Annotated in this window: 19 protein-coding genes; 5 read left to right on the top strand and 14 right to left on the bottom strand. The window is 67.2% G+C overall.

Features of this window, described 5'->3' with window-relative positions; translation table 11 throughout:
• Positions 1–83 precede the first annotated feature (83 nt).
• The 3 genes from mftC to mftA form a co-directional block, all read right to left on the bottom strand.
• Positions 84–1364: a mycofactocin radical SAM maturase gene (gene mftC, locus GOACH_RS02775; RefSeq protein ID WP_005170141.1), complete on the bottom strand. Its 1281-nt coding sequence runs from the start codon at positions 1362–1364 to the stop codon at positions 84–86.
• Positions 1365–1454: 90 nt separating this feature from the next.
• Positions 1455–1874, bottom strand: a complete 420-nt coding sequence (gene mftB / locus GOACH_RS02770) for a mycofactocin biosynthesis chaperone MftB (protein ID WP_005170140.1) — start codon at positions 1872–1874, stop codon at positions 1455–1457.
• Positions 1874–1957 (bottom strand): mycofactocin precursor MftA, encoded by an 84-nt coding sequence (mftA, locus tag GOACH_RS24155; RefSeq protein ID WP_245551809.1) that lies wholly within the window; start codon positions 1955–1957, stop codon positions 1874–1876. The genes mftB and mftA overlap by 1 nt, the downstream gene beginning before the upstream one ends.
• A 161-nt stretch (positions 1958–2118) precedes the next feature.
• Here mftA and mftR point away from each other — a divergent pair, with 161 nt between their 5' ends.
• The 5 genes from mftR (at position 2119) to GOACH_RS02745 (ending at position 6977) form a co-directional block, all read left to right on the top strand.
• Positions 2119–2745 carry a mycofactocin system transcriptional regulator MftR gene (mftR, locus tag GOACH_RS02765; RefSeq protein ID WP_040517502.1) on the top strand — a complete coding sequence of 209 codons (627 nt, stop codon included), beginning with the start codon at positions 2119–2121 and terminating at the stop codon, positions 2743–2745.
• A 143-nt stretch (positions 2746–2888) separates the two neighbouring features.
• Positions 2889–4058, top strand: coding sequence for an alpha/beta hydrolase family protein (locus tag GOACH_RS02760; protein WP_005170135.1), 1170 nt, complete (start codon positions 2889–2891; stop codon positions 4056–4058).
• A gap of 132 nt (positions 4059–4190) precedes the next feature.
• Entirely contained in the window at positions 4191–5246 is a 1056-nt protein-coding gene (locus GOACH_RS02755; RefSeq protein WP_005170134.1) for a ferredoxin--NADP reductase, read from the top strand.
• 1 nt (position 5247) lies between these two features.
• Positions 5248–5640: a DoxX family protein gene (locus GOACH_RS02750; RefSeq protein WP_005170133.1), complete on the top strand. Its 393-nt coding sequence runs from the start codon at positions 5248–5250 to the stop codon at positions 5638–5640.
• Positions 5637–6977, top strand: a complete 1341-nt coding sequence (locus GOACH_RS02745; protein WP_005170132.1) for a ClC family H(+)/Cl(-) exchange transporter — start codon at positions 5637–5639, stop codon at positions 6975–6977. Before GOACH_RS02750 ends, GOACH_RS02745 begins: the two co-directional genes overlap by 4 nt.
• 8 nt (positions 6978–6985) lie before the next feature.
• Here the strand turns inward: GOACH_RS02745 and GOACH_RS02740 are convergent, their stop codons facing one another.
• The 11 genes from GOACH_RS02740 to GOACH_RS02690 form a co-directional block, all read right to left on the bottom strand.
• Positions 6986–7729 (bottom strand): DNA alkylation repair protein, encoded by a 744-nt coding sequence (locus tag GOACH_RS02740; protein WP_040517499.1) that lies wholly within the window; start codon positions 7727–7729, stop codon positions 6986–6988.
• Positions 7730–7777: 48 nt separating this feature from the next.
• The gene (locus GOACH_RS02735; RefSeq protein WP_005170126.1) at positions 7778–8992 is read right to left on the bottom strand and encodes an NAD(P)/FAD-dependent oxidoreductase; all 1215 of its coding nucleotides are present in this window, start codon (positions 8990–8992) and stop codon (positions 7778–7780) included.
• Positions 8993–9095: 103 nt separating this feature from the next.
• Entirely contained in the window at positions 9096–9641 is a 546-nt protein-coding gene (locus GOACH_RS02730; RefSeq protein ID WP_005170123.1) for a hypothetical protein, read from the bottom strand.
• Entirely contained in the window at positions 9638–10267 is a 630-nt protein-coding gene (locus GOACH_RS02725; protein ID WP_005170121.1) for a hypothetical protein, read from the bottom strand. The genes GOACH_RS02730 and GOACH_RS02725 overlap by 4 nt, the downstream gene beginning before the upstream one ends.
• Positions 10264–10794 carry a hypothetical protein gene (locus GOACH_RS02720; RefSeq protein WP_005170120.1) on the bottom strand — a complete coding sequence of 177 codons (531 nt, stop codon included), beginning with the start codon at positions 10792–10794 and terminating at the stop codon, positions 10264–10266. The genes GOACH_RS02725 and GOACH_RS02720 overlap by 4 nt, the downstream gene beginning before the upstream one ends.
• Positions 10791–11423 carry an Rv1363c family protein gene (locus GOACH_RS02715; protein WP_005170119.1) on the bottom strand — a complete coding sequence of 211 codons (633 nt, stop codon included), beginning with the start codon at positions 11421–11423 and terminating at the stop codon, positions 10791–10793. Before GOACH_RS02715 ends, GOACH_RS02720 begins: the two co-directional genes overlap by 4 nt.
• Positions 11424–11521: 98 nt before the next feature.
• Complete coding sequence (locus GOACH_RS02710) at positions 11522–12121, bottom strand: TetR/AcrR family transcriptional regulator (RefSeq protein WP_040517650.1); 600 nt, start codon at positions 12119–12121, stop codon at positions 11522–11524.
• A 50-nt stretch (positions 12122–12171) separates the two neighbouring features.
• On the bottom strand, positions 12172–13506 hold the full coding sequence (locus tag GOACH_RS02705; protein ID WP_005170109.1) for a cytochrome P450: 1335 nt from the start codon (positions 13504–13506) through the stop codon (positions 12172–12174).
• A gap of 85 nt (positions 13507–13591) precedes the next feature.
• The gene (locus GOACH_RS02700; protein ID WP_245551808.1) at positions 13592–14521 is read right to left on the bottom strand and encodes an o-succinylbenzoate synthase; all 930 of its coding nucleotides are present in this window, start codon (positions 14519–14521) and stop codon (positions 13592–13594) included.
• An 83-nt stretch (positions 14522–14604) separates the two neighbouring features.
• Positions 14605–15375 carry an alpha/beta fold hydrolase gene (locus tag GOACH_RS02695; protein ID WP_005170104.1) on the bottom strand — a complete coding sequence of 257 codons (771 nt, stop codon included), beginning with the start codon at positions 15373–15375 and terminating at the stop codon, positions 14605–14607.
• 70 nt (positions 15376–15445) lie between these two features.
• Entirely contained in the window at positions 15446–19231 is a 3786-nt protein-coding gene (locus tag GOACH_RS02690) for an NACHT and WD repeat domain-containing protein (protein WP_005170102.1), read from the bottom strand.
• Positions 19232–19253: the final 22 nt, after the last annotated feature.

Here is a 19253-nt window from a genome sequence, read left to right as displayed (position 1 = left end):
TTCCTACCTATTTCATTCTGCCGCGGGCACGTTCGGACAAGCCCGGTGTCTGACCGGGCGGTGCACGTGCTCGTGTTGGGTTGTCAGAGCGTGAACCCGGCGAGCGGGTTCTCGTCGCAGTTCTTCGACGGCGGGCCGCCGACCGGGGCGAGGTCCCCGTCGGGCTGTCTGGTCATCAGCGTGAGCGGGGTTCCGCGCGAATGATCCTTGTTCGCAGTCGGTGTGGTTCGTTCGCCTGCCAGCAACTCCTCACCGAAGCCCTGCACACATTCGGGGTCGGGTCCCGCGAGCGGTAGTCCGGTGAAGAACTTGGCTGCCATGCAACCGCCGCGGCAGGCGTCGAAGTGGGCGCACTTGGTACACGCTCCGGCGTTCTGCGGCTCACGCAGTTCGGTGAACAGCTCGGAGTTCTGCCAGATCTCAGAGAAGCCACCGTCGGACACGATGTTTCCCGCGAGGAAGTTCTCGTGGATCGCGAACGGGCACGCGTAGACGTCCCCGACCGGATCGATGAGACAGACGACGCGACCGGCACCGCACAGGTTGAGTCCGGGGAGTCCTCCGCCGTTTCCTGAACCGAACGCGGACAAATGGAAGAACGAGTCGCCGGTGAGCACGTTCTCGCCGTGTGCCACAAGCCATTCGTAGAGTTCACGCTGCTGCGACGGCAGCGGGTGCAGATCATCCCAGACGTCGGCGCCACGGCCGGAGGGACGCAGCCGGGTGATCCGCAGCGTGGCGCCGTAGCGATCGGCAAGTGCCTTGAACTCGTCGAGCTGTGCGACATTCTGGCGGGTCATCACGACGCTGATCTTCGCGTCACGGAACCCGGCCTCCGAGAGGTTCTCGAGCGCACGTACCGCCATGTCGAACGAGCCGGGACCGCGCACGGCGTCGTTGACCTCTGCGGTGGCGCCGTCGAGCGAGATCTGCACGTCGACGTAATCCGAAGCCGCCAGACGCTGCGCGACCGCCTTGTCGATCCGTAAACCATTGGTGGAGAACTTGACTCCCACCTGATGACTGGTGGCGTAGTCGACGAGTTCCCAGAAATCGGAGCGAACGGTCGGTTCGCCGCCGCCGATGTTCACGTAGAACACCTGCATGCGCTGCAACTCGTCGATGATCGCCTTGCACTGCTCGGTCGAGAGCTCACGCGGATCACGCTTGCCGGACGACGACAGGCAGTGCACACAGGCCAGGTTGCACGCGTACGTCAGCTCCCAGGTGAGGCAGATCGGTGCGTCGAGACCTTTCTCGAACTGGTCGACGAGGCGCCCGACCTTGGGCGGCGCGGCAGACGTCGCCACCGCGGACGTGGCTGCGAGTTCGGTTGCGGTTGGGGGCAACTCGAGTGTCGTCATGGGAACTCCTTGAAGCTTGCTGTGGACGAGGGAGCGTGCGCGGACGAACGGTCGCGAGGGGGCTGACTCCTACCGATGCCCGGCTCCTGCTCAGGCTGCGCGACGACAGATCATCTCCGACGCGGCGAGCGCGTCGAGCGCCTGTACATAGAGCGGACGCTGGGCGGTGTCGATACCCGCTGCCGCGAGCGCGTCGTCGGCGCTGTCATGATCGCGCAGGGATTCGACGATGCCGACCACCGTGAGATTCTTGAGGAACGAGAGCTTGCGCGTCCCGAAGTGGTACAGCAGCGCACCGAACGGCTCGGGACGCAGTGCGACCTTGGGATTGAGCTGCCACGCCTGCGTCGAATCGAAAGCCTCACGTATCGACGACGAGTCGGTGGCGGGCCCTGACCCGGTAGCGGACGCTGTGTCGGTGCTGGACGCTGGGGCGGTCTGGGAGGCGACCGGATCACCGGTGGCCGCGTCGCGACCACCGGTGACCGGAAGCGATGTCGGTGCGGACATCAGTAGACCCCGCACATCCCGTCGATCGAGACCTCTTCGACGAGCGATTCGCCCACGAGCTCAGCGTCGACATCCGCCGGAATCCCGGTGGTGGCCGACACGTCCTGAGCAGACTTGGCTGACTGATCTGCCATGATCCAAACCTCCTTGTGTTGGTGAAGTGAAGTGGATCACGCAACACTATAATGGCACCGGGTGCAGGAAAACACCCGAACGCGGAAACTAGCCAGATGGACAGGTGAGGATGAACCCTTCGGACCCCGTCACCTCGACGCAGCACAGATCCTCGGCATCGCCCGGCCGCAGGCCCATCACCACCCGAGATGAGATCAGCACCATCGCCATCGACATGTTCACCGAGGCGGGCTTCGAGAACACCAGCGTCGACGACATCGCCGACGCCGCAGGCATCGCGAGACGCACACTGTTCCGCTACTACCCGTCGAAGAATGCGATCTGCTGGGGCGATTTCGACGCCCACCTCGACGAGATGCGCACACTGCTCTCGGAGATCCCCGCAGACCTCCCTATTGCACAGGCGTTGACCGACGCCCTCGTGTCCTTCAACGCCGTCGACGACGACTATCTCGAACACCATCGTCGCCGCATGGCCCTGCTCCTCGGAGTACCCGCACTGCAGGCATATTCCATGTTGATGTACGCCGAGTGGCGTCAGGTGGTTGCCGAATTCTGCGCCCGCAGAATGGGACTCGACGTCGAAGAGCACGTGCCGCAGACCATCGGCTGGATGTGCCTGGGCACCACCCTCGCCGCGTACGAGCAGTGGCTCGCACACCCCGACTCCGACCTGAACGCGCTGATCGTGTCGGGCTGCGCGACTCTCGCCGACGGCCTGGGCGCGCTGCACTGAGCAACACCCTGCGCAAATACACGTGTTTCTGACGGACGCGACCAAAGCTTCGCGTGCATCTGTCAGAAACACGTGTTTCTGCGACACGGTCGACGTATTCTGCGCTGGCCTAACAATTCACCGTTCTTCCGGAGGTTGCAGTCGTGAGAGTCGCCGTATCCACCAGAGCGGCGCTCGCCGCGGCCACCGCTACGCTGAGCCTGGCGTTGACGGCGCCGCTCGCCGACGCCGCTCCCCCTGCTCAAGCACCCACCGCTGCAGCACCCGCCGCGACCGAATCCGGTACCGCCGGAACGATCATCGACACACAGCCCCGCCCGGACGGGTGGCGTGGCGCCGCCCACGGCGTCGCCATCGACTACTGGACGCGCGGCGCCGACGGCAAGGCCGTACCTGCCAGTGGCGGCCTGCTGCTGCCTGCAGGCACACCACCCGCGGGAGGCTGGCCCGTTGTGGCCTACACCCACGGCACCTCCGGTTACGGGCCGGGCTGCGGGGGCCAGAGCAATGCGGACGCCAAGCCGGACAGGTTCGTCTCCCGTCTGTTGTCCTCGGGCTACGCGGTCGTTGCGCCCGACTACGTGGGACTCGGACGCTTCCACACCGGCGTCCATCCCTACCTCGACATCAACAGCGAGGGCGCGGCCACCATCGACCTGCTGAACGCCGCGCGCAGCGTCGAACCACGTCTGGCGCAGAAGTGGGCCGTGGCGGGTCCGTCTCAGGGCGGGCACGCCGCTCTCGCCACTGCGCACCTGCAGAGCCGGTACGGCAAGCCTTCCGACTTCCGCGGCGCCATCGCGGTCGATCCCGAGTCCGATGTCGAGAAGGTGATGGCCTTCCTCGGCCCGTACGTGCCGCCGGCTCCCGCCGTGTTGGAGAAGGCATACGGTTACCTGCTCGGGGTTCTCGCGGGCAATCGCGTGGCCGACCCCGGCGTCGACGTCAACAGTTACCTGTCGCCGTACGGCCGCAGTCTCGTCGACAAGGTCGGCAACGGATGCCCGGCACCCGAGGTGCCCGCGGGGACGGCATTCGGCAGCCTGCTCGCCAAACCGCTGGGATCACCGGCGCTGCGCGCCTCTCTCAACCGATACATGGCTGTGCCGACGTCGGGTTACACCAGGCCGACGCTGTTGCTGTTCAACGCGCTCGACCTCACCGTCCCCTCTCCGCTGCACGCCAAACTCGAGGCCGATTTCACCGCCAACGGAGTCGATCATCGAACTGTCCTCGGTACCGGTTCTCATACGGAGATGAACGCCGCACAGTGGGCGGCGTGGGACGAGTTCCTGCGCACCGCGTTCTCCTAGGTCCTGCTCAGTGCGCCTCGCGGCAGACTCGTTACCCTTGGCCAATCGACTACGCTAGGCTCAACTAGAACGTGTTCTCGTTTTGGGCCGAGCCCGGCTTCGAGAACGACAGAACGCAGGAGAGTCCGCGAGATGGCAGAACTGACCCCGCACGGATCACGGAGCGTGATCCTGACCGTGGCCGACGTGATCGACGAGACCGCCGATGCACGCTCGATCGTGTTCGAGATCCCTGACGAGCACAAGGACGCCTTCACCGACTACAAACCCGGCCAGTTCCTCACACTGCGCATCCCCAGCGACCAGACCGGCTCCGTGGCGCGCTGCTACTCACTGGCTTCCTCGCCCGCAACGGACACTCTGCCGAAGGTCACGGTCAAGCGGACCGCCGACGGCTACGGGTCGAACTGGGTGTGCGACAACCTCGCTGCGGGCACGCAGATCGAGGTGCTGCCCCCGTCGGGTGTGTTCACGCCCCGCACCCTCGACGACCCCCTGCTGCTCATCGCGGCGGGCAGCGGTGTGACCCCGGTGATGTCGATCCTCAAGACCGCACTCGCCTCGTCGACCGTTCCGGTGGTCTTCTTCTATGCCAACCGCAGCGTCGACGACGTCATCTTCTCGAGCGAACTCGACGAACTCGCCCGCGCGAACGCCGATCGGCTCACCGTCGTCCACTGGCTCGAAACCGAGAAGGGCCTGCCGTCGGACTCCGCGCTCGCCGAGATCTTCGCGCCGTACGCCGGACACATCGCATACATGTGCGGTCCTGGACCGTTCATGGACGCGGTGCACCGCGCGCTCGACACCGCCGGGTTCGCCCACCATGACGTCCACACCGAGGTCTACAACTCCCTGTCGGGCGACCCCTTCGCCGACCACGAGCTCGCCGAGGTCTCGGCCGACGAGCAGGCCGCGGCCGCCGTCGTCGAGGTCGAACTCGACGGCGAGACACACGAACTGACCTGGCCGCGCAGCCGGTCGCTCATCGACATCATGCTCGACGCAGGGCTCGACGCCCCGTACTCCTGCCAGGAGGGCGAATGCGGCTCGTGCGCCTGCACGTTGACCGAGGGTAGCGTCGAGATGGACAACGACGGTGCGCTCGACCCCGAGGACATCGAGGACGGCTACATCCTGGGTTGTCAGGCACATCCCACATCCGACCGACTGCGAATCGAGTTCTGACATGACGCCAGACGTCCCCTCCAACCGTCTGGCGCGTGTGCTCGGCGGCATGCTGCTCGGTATGGGCGCGTTGCACTTCGCGGTCCCGAAACCCTTCGACGACATCGTGCCGCCCGAGATCAGCGGCGCGCTCGGGACCGACGCCCGCGCGCTGACCTACGCGTCGGGTGTCGCAGAACTCGGCATCGGAGCGGGACTGCTTGTGCCACAGACCCGTCGACTCGCCGCGGGGTCCGCCGCAGCACTGTTCGTCGCGGTCTACCCGGCCAACATCAACATGGTGCGCATGTGGTGGCACAAGCCCGTCGCTTATAGGGCCATCGCCATCGGTCGTCTGCCGCTACAGATCCCACTCATCGCCGCGGCGGTGAAGGTCTTCCGCAACGCTTCGTGAGTCACTCCGACCACGCGGGCTTCCACCGCGTCGAGCACGAACGGCTCGACGTGCGAGCACTGGTACTCCTGACCCTGATCGCGGCGGCAGCGGGTGCGGTCACGGGGTTCGTCGGCGGTGGCTTCCGGTGGCTCCTGCAACACATCGACACCTGGCGGACCGGTACGGTCCTGGGCTGGACCTCGTCACACGGGCCGTGGGGTTGGCTTGTGCCCGTGGCGGTCTCGGCTGCAGCGGCCGCGGGGGCCACCTGGGTCGCCGTTCGGGTCCCGCTCGCGGCGGGCAGCGGGATCCAGCACGTCGAGGCCGTCGAACGTCGCGAAGCCGATCCGCCGCCGCTGAAAGTGGTTCCCGCGCGTTTCGTGGGCGGGCTACTCTCGATCGGTCTCGCCGGAATGGTGCTCGGCCGTGAAGGGCCGACGGTGCATATCGGCGCGACCATCGGTGCGGCCGCGGGACGTCTGTGCCGAGCGACCCTCGACGAGGTCCGCGGACTGCAGACCGTCATGGCGGGCGCGGGTCTCGCCGTCGCCTTCAATGCACCGATCAGCGCGGCGATGTTCGTCTTCGAGGAGATCGCCAAGAACGTGCGTATCCGGCTCGTGGTCTGGACTCTGGCCTCGGTCGCGACCGCGGTGGGGTGCTCACGTCTTGTTCTCGGCGACCACCCCGACTTCATAGTGCCCGCGATCGCACGGCCGAGCTTCGCGCTACTCCCGTTGTTCGTCGTGTTCGGCGCATTCGTCGGGCTGGTGGGTGTTGCCTACAACTGGCTCATCCGGGCGACGCTGCGCTGGTTCGACGCGCTCTCTCGTCTTCCCGCCGTCGTGAAGGCCGCCGCCGTCGGTGCCGTCATCGGCGCGGTGATGCAGATCGACCCCGACCTCGTGGGTGGCGGAGACGCGCTGTCGCAGAAGATCTTCGACGGCCAGCGTTTCGCGTTACTCACCCTGATCGTCTTCCTCGCCGTGCGCTTCGTCGGCGGGCCGCTGTCGTACTCGGTGGGGACCCCGGGCGGCATTTTCGCGCCGATGCTCGCTCTCGGCGCTCTACTCGGTTTGTTGTTCGCACGCTGCATCGACGTGTTCTCCGCTGATCTGGGCCACCAACTGGTGCTGTCGCTCGTGCTCGTCGGGATGTCGAGCTTGTTCGCCTCCGTGGTCAGGGCACCGTTCACCGGCATCGTGCTGGTCATCGAGATGACGACCATCACGAGCGTTACTGTCTTACTCCTCGCGGCGGGCGCCGCCGCCGTGATCGTCGCGTCACTCCTGCGCAGTCCGCCGATCTACGACGCGCTTCGCGAGCGAATGCTCCGCGCAGGTCACCCTGCCTGAATCACTGCTCAGCGCAGCGATCGGTAGTGTGCACGGCGGTCGGCGTCGAGGTGCTCGACCGCGTAACCCAGTGCGGTACGGCCCATCTGCGCCGCGTGGTCGTCGAGGTAGGACACCAGCAATCCCGGGTCGACGCGCTTGCCCATCTCGCGCAGCATCCATCCGAAGGCCTTCTGGATCAGCGGGCGCGGATCGTCGATCACCAGCGGAGCGACGGCCAGAAGCGCCCGCGCGTCGTCGTGTTTGATCCAGGCGAACGTCCCGATGATGCCGATTCTGCGCTCCCACAACTTATCTCGTCGAGCGTAATCCACCAGCACATCACAGTCGCCGTTACGCCACGTCCACTCACCGAGTATCGGATCCGCCGACGAATCGACGAGGTCCCAGTTGTTCACCGACCCCATTGCGACCGCTGCGAGGTAGTCCGACACCCAGCCGTCACACTCCCCGGCGCCGGACCCCGTGCGCGCGGCGCGTTCGAATCCGTCACGGGCGCAGAACAGCCCGGCCAACCGCACCTCATGGAAACGCGAGGCGAGCAGGACGCGGACCTGCTCCCTGTCGATGCCACGGAACCGCTTGGCGATCCCGCGCAGTTGGGGCACCCGGACGCCGAGGAACTCGTCATCTCCTCCGTATCCGCCGGGCCGCGCCTGAAAGTAGGTCGCCATCGACGCCGCGCGCTGCGGATCGGCGAGTTCGACGATGGCGGCAACCACATCGTCAGCCGACGCTTCCGATCTACCCATGCCGACGCCGCGATGCCACGGTCTCGAGGTTCACGGGTCGTGCACGAGTCATGCGTCGGGCACGAGCTCCGAGATCGGGGTCGGTGTCTGTAATTTCGGCCGCGTCTTCATCACCGCACCGACCTTGCCCGCGCCGACGACGGCGGTGAGCACCCCGTCCCTGCTGTAGTAGGCGAGGAACTTCTTCCCGTCGTCGGAGACGATGTGCACGTCGTCGTCGGCCCGAGGATCGCCGAGAACCTGGATCTTCAGATCGAATTGATCGCTCCAGAAGTAGGGCACCGCAGCCGTGACCCCCTGCGCACCCGTGATATCTGCTGCGACGACGGCCGCCTGCTCGACCGTGTGGTTCCAGTGCTCGACGCGGCGCGTGACTCCGGTGGCGTCGAGCCAATTGGCCACGTCGCCGACGGCGTAGACACCCGGCGCCGATGTCCGCCCCCGTGCGTCGCAGGCGATTCCGCCGCCGGCTGATCGCGGCGCGATCTCGATGTCGGATCCGTCGAGGTAGTCGGTGACCGGCACCGACCCGATTCCGGCGACGACGAGGTCGGCGGGAAGAACGGACCCGTCGTCGAGCCTGATCTCTCGAACCGCGCCGCCCTCGCGTGCCACGATCTCGGCGACGCCGACCCCCGTACGCACGGTCACGCCGTTGGTCTCGTGCATCCGGGTGACGAGCGCCCCGATCCGGGGTCCGAGCGCAAGCGCGAGCGGTGTCGGCGCCGGTTCGACGATCGTGACCGACACTCCCTGCGAGGAGAGGCTCGCGGCGACCTCACAGCCGATGAAACCGGCGCCGATGACCACCGCGTTCTGCGCCGAATCGATGGCTGAGCGGACAGCAAGAGCGTCGGCGTACGTGCGGAGTGTGTGCACTCCAGACATCGCATCCGTACCCGGGAATGCGCGCGGTCGCAGACCGGTCGCCAAGACCAGCGTCTCGTAGGCGACCGTGCTCTGCTCGCCCCGCTCGTCGCGAACCGTCACCGTCCCGGCGTCGGTGTCGACGGCGGTCACGGTACTGCCCATACGAAGCGTGATGTCGGAGTCCGCGTAGAAATCCTCCGGTTTGAGGTCTACCCGATCCTCCTTGCCGAGCAGCACCGATTTCGACAGGGGCGGACGATCATACGGTGGATGCGGCTCGGCTCCGATCAGTGTGATCGCCTTGTCGTAGGAATCGGCACGTAGGTTCTCGGCCACCCGAACGGCTCCGAGTCCGGCCCCGACAATCACCACACCCGCTGCTGCTGCACCCATGAGATCCTCTCGCTCGGCACGACCACACACCCCTCGACGACACTGCGCCCGCCCGTCGACCGATCACCTCGCCTCGGTGCCAACGGATCTCGTCGGCTCCGAGTCAACGGGTGATGTCACCCACGGGTGTGAGGTCGGCCAGTAACCAGTTCTCGTCGACCTTACGCATGTGGGCCCACCGAGCAATAGGGGTTCTGGTGGGCGAATTCTCGCCGTTCGGGCCTGCTGAGTTCTGGAGCGTCTCGTCGACGAAGACCAGCACCCGCGCGTCCGACGGGGTGTAAGACGCCAGGCCGACATCGACGACGTCCGCGTGCACTGTCAGCCTCCCGGCACGCGCACCGGGCAGCACGGCGTCCTGGCCGTCGAGCGCGTACCGGGTGGCCAGTGGATCGGTCAGCCCGGCCGCCACGGTATCGCGCTGCGCCTGCGTCATGTCAGGGGTGATACTCAACGTCTCTGCGACGATGCGTTCTGTGGCCTGCAACAGCGCGGCGCGTGCCTCGGTGTCGGGAACTGGACGCTCGATGCGGGCACATGTCCACGACACCGCTGCGACCACCAGCGCGACGAGGACGATCAACGACGCCGCTCCCAGCACCCTGCGTGCACGACGCGGCACCGTGCGGCCGATGACGAACGATCTCACGTCAGTACCAACTCCGCGATCTTCCACGCCCCGCCGACACGTTCGAGAGCAAGCCGCACCGTGACGACGTCGGAGTCCTGCTCGGCACCCAACAGTGCGGGGTCGGACGCCTGGGCGGTGACGAGCGCGTCGGCACGCGCACCGTCGGACGTCGTCGTCGGGTCCCTCATGAGTCCCGCCGCGATCACGCGGCCCGACATCGCGGTCTCCGACGAGGTGATGGCCGCGATGAGCGCACCACGTGCCGCACTGAGCCGATCATGCTCGGCGCCTGTACTGTTCGCGATGATCCTGTCGGCGTAACCGGTCGCATCCTTCGGCGTCGCGGTGAGCATCGCGGTGACCGCACCGCGGGCTGCCGCCAATACTGCGTGCCGGTCATCTGCACGCTCGTCCTGCCTGCGGTCGACGACGACGAGCACGATGACCGCCACCAGCCCGCACACGATGAGTGCCGCGGCACCCGTCAGGCAGAGCCGGAGTGCACGCGTCCGGCTTCTGGCACGGGCACGCAGCGCATCTGCCGCGTCGATGCGCGCGCGCCGAGCCGTGCGGGTGGCCTCCTCGACCTTCTCTGCGGCGACACGAACTCGGTGTTCCTCCGGCGATTCGTCGACTGCATTCACGCGAGCACCTCGACTCCGGTCACCAGCCAACGACCGTCACTGTCGACGAATGACGCACTCACCGTTCGTTTCTCGGTTTCCGGTTCGGCGCCGGCGCGCAGTGTGGTGACCGTTGCGGTCATCAGCACCGTTGCGTTGTCGGCATCGCCACCGCTCACGGCTACGTCATTCGGCCGCCATTCGACCGCCGTGACTCCGTCGGTCGGCCCACGCTCGAGCTGAGCGGCAAAGCTCGTCGCGAAATCTCCCGCGACGAGTTCGCGGGCACGCGCTCGCTCGGATCTCCACGTCGCGGAGTGCACGGTGAAGATCGCCGCGACCGTCTGTCCCGCCTGCGCGCGAACCTCGCCACGCGCTCGGTCGACGGCGCTGTTGTGCACCACAGCCCGCGATGCCAGCACGACACCTGCCGCCACTGCGGCGAGCACGACAGCGGCGCAGACCAGGAGGACGAGAGCCCGTCGGATGCCGACGACCTGTTGCCCGCGAATCTCGTTCGCGCGCGTGCGCGTAGGTATCGAGCTCACGGCAGGTACCGCACGGCGCCCACCTTGAGCTCGCCGTCGTCGGGCACGACCAACATCTTCAACCGGAACTCACGCGTCGGCGCCTGCTGCTGACCGCGATAGTCGACCAGCGCCGACACCAGGACCGTTGCGTCGTCGCCGGAGCGCGCCGAGACGCCCGACCCGCCGACCGTGGCGTCCCCGACCGTCCCGGAGCGTCTGACGTAATCGGTGTAGCTGCGCGCCGACTGGGCGAATTCGTCGTGGAATCCGCCGGTGGCATGGTCGAGAATTCGGCGCGCACGGTCGGGATCGGCCGGGTCGGCAGACAACAGCAGTGACGCGACCTCGGTCGCGGTGTGCCGATAGTCGTCGTCGGTGTACGCATCTGCCGCCCGTACCCACGCGCTCACCCCAGTGGCTGCAGCCACGACGGCACCGATCGTCACGACTGCGACGACGAACCACCAGATCGGTCGGACTCCCGCTCGCAGACCGGCGGCGACCTCGGCGTCGAGAAGATCGTCACGGGCATTGCGCAACTGTGCGCGCGCGGCGCGATCCTGTGCGAGCAGGGTGCGATCGCTGGTGGACGGCTCCCGATCCGACGCACCCGCGGACGTCGAACCGGTTCCTGCGCGCCGCGTCATGACGCACGTCCTCCCTGTCATCTCGTGTGCTCGTGTGGCCGTGCGGTTACGACTCTGGACCACGTGGATCCACCCTAGTAGGGTGTCGCGGCGCACTCTCACCAGATCATCGGTGCGAGGAACGTCTCCGCGAACTGGCGCACACTGGCAGGTTCGCGCCGCTCGGCGTCAGACGAGGGCATCTCCAGATACGAGATCACCAGACGCACATGTATTTCCACGGCCTGGGTGAGATCGTCTGCGGGCATTCGGGCGCCCGCGGCACGCAGGACAGCCGCGATCCGCGCGGTCGCGACCTCGACGAACAGTGCCCCGAGTTCGGCAGTGAGACGTTTGAGTCCGTGGTCGGCGAGGATCAGCCGGTGCAGCAGCGGATCGTCGGAGACCATCCGGGCGCCCCTCCAGAATGCCTCGACCACGGCGTCGGACGGCCCGAGTCCGGCCACCGCGGCGTCGAGTTCACGCATTCCCCGCTCGTAGCGATCGGCGGCGACCGCGTGAAGCAGAGCGTCCTTGTTCGCGAACCTGCGGTAGAGCGTGCTCCTACTGACCCCCGCACGTGCGGCCACCGCATCGACGTTCGCCTGCGCGATCCCGGCGTGGGTGAACTCGTCTGCAGCAGCGGCGAGGATGGCAGCCTCCTGGTCTGCGGGGCTACGAGTGTTGCGTCGTTTGCGCCGTCGTACGTCCGGATCCATCGGCGCGGCACCTGCACTGACGCTGCCCGACGCCGCGCGCACCGAGCCGCTCATCGTCGCCGGAGCACGACCGGCAAACGGTCGGCGGGCACGGGAAGCGCGCTGTAATCCATGGGCATCACATAGTCGTCGGGCACCGACCACTCATAACCGCGCAGCAGTTGGTGCATGATCGTCTTGATCTCCATCTGACCGAAGTACAACCCGATGCACTTGTGCACCCCACCGCCGAACGGCGCCCAGCCCATGCGGTGTCGCTTGTCCTCGGCACGTTCGGGTGTGAACCGTTCGGGGTCGAACCGGTCGGGCTCCGAATAGATCTCGGGGTCGCGGTGATTGGCCAACTGAGGTACCGAGACCATCGTGCCCTCCGGGATGAAGAAGTCGCCGATGGATGTGTCGACGACAGCGGCACGCGGCTGGGAGGGCACAGGCGGACACAACCGCAGCGCTTCCCGCATGACGAGGTCGAGAGTGGAAAGGCTGCCGAGATCGTCATAGCCGAGTTCGGCTGGCAGATCGTCTGATTCGTCACGTGCGCGTTGCTGCCACTCACGGTTGCGAGCGAGGTGATATGCCATCTGCGTCATGGTGATGGTCGACGTGTCGTGCGCCGCCATCAACACGAAGATCATGTGGTTGACCACGTCGTCGTCGCTGAAGCGCTGTCCCTCTTCGGTTTCGGCGTGACACAGCACCGAAAACAGATCCGGGGTCTCACGTCGGCGTTTGTCGGCGATCGCGGAGTAGAAGAACTCCTCGAGGATGCGCCGCGACCGCAATCCCTTCCACCAACGGCCGCCGGGAACGGGCCTGCGGACCAACGCAACTCCCGCCCGCACCGTTTCGATGAAGGCCTTGTTCAGACGGTCGGCCTCGTCACGGGGTAGCTCGACACCGAGGAACACCTCGAGCGCGACGTCGAGCGTCAAGGCCTTGAACTCGTTGGCCAATCGCACCTTCCCAGTGGGAAATCGCCGCATGCGATCGACGATCATGGGCGACATCTCCTGCATGTAGCCCTTGAGTGCGGTGTTGGAGAAGACCTGTTGCATCAGCAGTCGGTGATGGCGGTGCTCATCGAAGTCGAGCAGCATCAGCCCTCGATTGAAGAACGGGCCGATCAGGTAGTCCCACGCCGGCCCGTTGGCGAAGGCACGGTTGCGATTGCGCAGGATGGTATCGGCGGCGTCGGGTCCGGAGGCGATCACCATCCGCATACCGAGCGCATTGATCCCGTAGATCGGGCCGAACTCCGCGCGGCGGGCCGCCGCGTAGGCGAACGGGCCGCGACGCATCGACAGCACCTCGAGCATTCCGTTGCGGTCGGCACACTGCACCGCGCGCAGTCCGCTTCCTGCAGGCGCGGGGGCGATGATCGTCATGACGCAACCTTTCCGTCGGCGCGACTCCGCGACTGTCGGTGTGATCCACTTCTCACACCATTGGAACAGATCGAGAATAATGTCTCTACGGTTTGACGAACTCCGCCGCGCCGCCACGTCTGCTCAGCACGTCGTGACAGCGGCGTAGACGGTCATGCCACCACGCCGTTCGCTCCGGCGCCGCGAGTGCTTCGGGCGCGAGATCGACAGTGCTACCGAACCATCGCGGGACGAGGACGCCACACTCGGGCACGAACGGTTCGGCGACGTCGGTGGTGAACAGTGAACCGGTGCCGAGTCCGCAGGCGAGGTCGAGGCTGTCGAGTCCGGCTGCTGCGGCGACCCCGGCAGCCACGCCGACCGCCGTATCGAGAGCGCTCGACACGACGACCGGAAGCCCGATCAGCTCGGACAGCCGTATCACGGCGCGCATGCCACCGAGCGGCGCGACCTTGAGCACCGCGATGTCGGCGGCGTCCGCGGAGACCACACGCATCGGGTCGGCGGCTTTGCGAATCGACTCGTCGGCCGCGATCGGCACATCGACTGCGCGGCGCACCAGGGCCAGCTCGTCGACGGTCGCACACGGCTGCTCGGCGTACTCGACATCACCGATGGCACGAATGGCCGAGATCGCCTGCGGTACGGTCCACTTTCCATTGGCATCGATCCGTACCCGCGGTATCACGGCGCGCGCCGCAGCCACCCGGTCGACGTCGTCGGACAGCGACTGGCCCGGCTCGGCCACCTTCACCTTGGCGGTCGTCGCGCCGGGATAGCGGGCAACGATCTCCGCCACCTGTTCGGCAGCGACGGCCGGCACCGTGGCATTGACCGGCACCGAATCTCGCTGCGCAGGAACATGTCCCAGGTACGCAGCCTCGATCCCCGCGGCAAGCCACGCCGCCGATTCCTCGTCGTCGTACTCGACGAACGGAGCGAACTCGCCCCAGCCCGCCGGTCCCCGAAAGATCATCGCCTCACGACGGGTGATTCCCCGGAATCGTGTCCTCATCGGCAGCGCGACGACTAGCGCGTTCTCGAGGATCTCCCGGACCGGTGGCAGCGCGGGCCGCCCGGGGGCGCTGTCGGGGGCGCTCACGCCGAGGCCGTGAGGAAATCGCCTGCGCGGCGCACGAACCGCGACCGCTGGTCACGGTGAACCGAGTGGCCTGCGTCGATGATCTCGAACGATCCGTCGGGCAGACGCTCGCTGAGCGTCCGAAGGTGCTGCGGCGGAAGGAAACTACGTCGGCCCCCGGAGATGACGAGGGTGCGCGCACCGACGTCGTCGAGTGCATCCCACCACTGCGGTGCAGCGACCGCGAACTCGGCGTTGACCTGATCGGTGACCGCTCTGTCGTAGCGGAGGAACGGCCGCGGGTCGGCGATCACCTGGCCCAATCCGCGCAGTCGCTCACCCAGCGTGGCGTCGACGACGATCTCCTCGTCGAGGTCGGCCCGGTCGCGCGGCATCGGCGGGATCTCTTCGAGCACCAGCCGCCGCACACGTTCGGGCTGATCCATCGCCACGCGCAGCGCGGTGTGTGCGCCCAGGGAGTGGCCGACGACGTCGACGGTGCGCAGGCCGAGTTCGTCGAGGACGAACCGCACGTCGGCGCGGAAGTCGTCGAGTCGGTAGTGCTTCTCGCGACTGCTCACGCCGTGGCCGCGCATGTCCATCGAGACCACCGAACGACCGCGTCGTCGAAGCGCTCGCGCGAACGCCCGCCAGGTGGTGTGGTCGGACGCCATGCCGTGCAGGAGAACGACCGGGACGCCGGTGTCGATGGGTCCCGACACGTCCACTGCGAGCGACTGCGCGACCGCGGGGTCGGCGTCGGTCCGCTGACGATGGAGAATACGCACGCCTTCCGAGGGTAGTCCCGACGAAGTGGGTCCTCGATGCCCCCGAGCGCATCGACCAGTTGTGGGCCGGTCACCGGCCGCAGGGCGACCGGTAGTCGATGCCGTGGACGTAGGTGCGCCACTCGTCGGGCGTGATGGGGTTGGCACCTCGTGAACACTGCTCGTCGATGATCCGATCGGCGCTGAGGTTCCAGGTTTCCATGAACCCTCCCTGACCTGCCGCGACGATACGGTCGTCGGGGAGGAAACGGACGTCGTAGACCCGGCCCGGATACGACCGCAGCACCACGTCGGCATCGCCGTCGGCGAGGTCCCACACCCACACTTCCGAATTGCTCCCGCCCGCGACCACGCGCTCACCGTCTGCGGAGAACCCCGCACTGTAGAGCTGCCCGGCAGGCCCGGAGAGTTCAGCGGTTGCGCGCGGGTGGTCCTTGTCGGAGATGTCGACCACCTCGACGTTGCGTTCCTCGGATGTCGCGACGAGCTTGTCACCCGACGGAGCGAAGCGTACCGAGAGCGCCGAGGCCTTGAACGTGATCGGATCAGGGTGCGCGCGCGGTGCCGCGGGGTTGGACAAATCGATGAGGCGGATGGGCCCGGTGACGGTCGCCACCGCTGCGGTGCGGCCGTCGGGACTCAACGACGCCCATGCGATCCCCCCGCCCGTGTCGAACCGAGAGACGACCCTGGGCGACGAGAGTGTCGATGCGTCGATCACGGTGAGGGCGTTACCGTCGGCGGCTCCGGTGATGGCGAGCCCTGAGCGTTCGCTGTAGTCCACGGTCTCGTTCAGCGTCGGCTGGGCCGCGACACTGCCGACCACGTGAGGCTTCTGCGGATCACTGTAGTCGGCGAATTGTACTGTGCCGGTAACCGTTCCGGTGGTGACGACGCGACCCGACGGCGTCATCACCACCGCACCCGAGTAGACCATCCCCGCTGGCGGAACGAGATCGGGACCGCTGCGCGTCAGCCCGTCACGCCCGACGCGCCACTGGGTGATGCGACCGTCGGTGCCGGAGTCGGCTGCGACGATCGTCGTCGCATCGCGGTTGGCGGGTATCTGGTAGACGCTGTTGGTTCCCACCGACGTCATGCCGTGCACCGGCGGCCAGTCCTGCACCCGACCGTCCTCGCTGGAGGCGACCACGTGGTCGCCGGCGAACACCACCGACACCGCGTTCGACGATCCGGTCATGACCTGCGGTGCTGCAGCAGGATTCGCGCGATCGAAGACCCTGATCGTGTTGTCCGCGCCGGCCCCGACGACCTTGGCTCCATCCTCGCTGAGCCCCACCGCGCTCACGTAGCTGTTGAACCCGGTGAACCGGGCGACCGACCGCGCCGCCGCAGGGTCGACGACGTCGAACTCATTGATCACACGACTGCGCAGTGCGGCCAGGAGACGCGAGCCGTCCGGACTGTAGACGAGCCCCTGTGCCAGCTCGTTGTCGCGCCACTGGTCGAGCGGGATCTCTCCCGTCGGAACCAGGGCGTCGCCCTCAACCCGCCACAGGTCGATCCGACGGTTCGCACTGCTGGTGGCCAACGACTTTCCGTCGGGGCTGAACGCGGCCGCCCCGGCCACCCCTGCGACTCTCGGCGGCAACGGGATTCGTCGCCACGAGCCGTCGACCGTCACCCACGCCACGACGCCGGTGGCGGGCACGGATGCGACCACCACCCGACCGTCAGGGCTGACGACGAGACGGTCGATATCCCCGCTGACTTCGGGGAAGTCGTACTGGCGCAACGGGTGCGCCGGATCGGCGATGTTCCACGCGGTGATCGTCCCGCGTCCGCCGAGCAGCAGGGTTCTGGCGTCGGGCATCAGTGCGACACCGGCCAGTCTGCCGCCGCCGCCGGGCGCCCGGAAGTCGGCGATCTGCGCCGTCACGCCGTTGTCGCCGACCCTGAACAGACGCACCTGGCCTGCTGCTCCCGCGGCGGCGACCAGCGAGCCCGCGCGCGACATCAGCACCGAACCCGGGTCGCCGAGGTAGCGGACCGGAACACCGCGGCCGGTGGCGTCGATGAGACGTGATCGCGCCTCGAGGGTCGGCGCAGCCTGGTAGGCGACCATCGCGAGTTGCGCCGACATGAACGGATCCCGGGTACCGAGGTCGGCCGACTGCACGGCGAGCTGTCGGCTCAGCGCCTCATTCCTCGCGTTCTCGGCATCCTTGCGCTGATCAACGGCATTCACACCGGCGACAACCGCGAACACGGCAGCCAGTAGGGCAACGACGCCGAACACTGCGGCGAACAGCGCGACCCGCCGCAACTGCGCGGAACGTCGTCGCTCACGCTCCACGATCGCTGCACGACGTGCGTTGGCGGAATCGAGGAAGTCGCGGCTGACCGGGTCGATCGGATCGTCGTCGGAACCCTGCGCCAACTGATCGAACACCTCGAGCCGCGACCCGCCGATCAGCATGTCGTCGGGCCTGCCGTCGGCATTCCATGGCTCGGAGAACGCGCGCAACCGACGACGCAGCAGAAGCTGCTCGCGATCGTCGTCGATCCATTCGCGCAGTCGCGGCCACGCGGTGAGCAGTGCCTCGTGGGTGACCTGCGCATGCGATGACGACACCGTGACCAGACGCGACGCCGCATAGTTCTCCAGGACACGTCCAGCGCCCGGATCCCCCTCGGCGGTCAACTCGTCGAGAGGGACGCGCCGCCTGGTCACCCCGTCCTCGTCGACGTTGACCATCGCGAGCAGCATGCGTCGCGCAATCTGCTGTTCGTGCGCGGACAGCTGTCCGTAGACCTTCTCAGCGGCCTGCTCGACCGCGCCGCCGATACGTCCGGTCGCCAGATAGTCGCGAACGGTCATGCGTCGACCATCGGATTGCTCCCAGGTGGCCAGCAGAGCATAGGACAGCAGCGGGAGATCGCCGGCTACCGTCGAGCCCGCCGCGGGCACGGAATCGTCGAGGAGCATCTCCACCAGTGCGGGCTCGACCTCGACGTCGGCGACTCGCGCGGGGCCGACAATGATCTCGCGCAACTGTTCGCGCTGCATCGGCGGAACCACCAACTGCGCGTTCTCCAGTGTCTTGGGCACCCACGGCACGACGCGTCCGTAGAAGTCGGCGCGGAGCACACCCACCGGCACGATGGTCGAGCCCGGCGCCGTGGCGACGTCGAGAATTCGGGTGAGCGCGTGCCCGCGTGCCTGCTCGGTGTTCTGCGTCCACATCTCCTCGGCTTGATCGATCACGAGCAGCGCTGGTCGATCCGGATGCTCGTCGGCGGCCAACTCCCCCAATGCGGTGTCGAGGGCTGCGGTCACGTCGTCCCCCGGCGTCATCACCGCGTGGCGCCACCCCGCCAGCGGGCCCTCGTGAGCGACCTCGGCGAGCAGACCCGCGCGCACGAGCGACGACTTCCCGACGCCCGACATCCCGACGACCATGACCCCCCTGGCCATGCCACTGGCCTCGCGGTCGGGTCCGCGGGTGGCGACGATGAGGTCGACCAGTCGGGCGACGAGGTCGTCGCGCCCGAAGAAGAACTGACTGTCGGCCGGACCGAAGGCCGCGAACCCGCGGTAGGGGGAATCCGGACGGGTGCGGCGCCGCCCCGTCCGGCGCGCACTGCGCTCGACGGCCTCCCACCAGGTGGCCACGTGGTCGGGCTCGGTGACGCCGCAGACTCCGAGCACCCTGGTGAACATGGCCCGGCTCGCACGGGTCGGGGCATGCTGTCCGGCGAACCAGCCCGCAACGGTCCCCAGTAGTGCGTCGGCGTCGGCGGCGACGTCACGCACACTCAGTCCCGCCTGAACGCGTAGTTCTGTGAGTGCACGCCCGAGTTCTTCACGCGTGCCCACCGACTCAGGCCTCATCAACTCTCCTGCCCTTTTGTGC

This window comes from Gordonia aichiensis NBRC 108223 (genome assembly GCF_000332975.1).
Classification (GTDB): Bacteria; Actinomycetota; Actinomycetes; order Mycobacteriales; family Mycobacteriaceae; genus Gordonia; species Gordonia aichiensis.
This window is presented reverse-complemented; position numbering and strand designations above follow the sequence as displayed.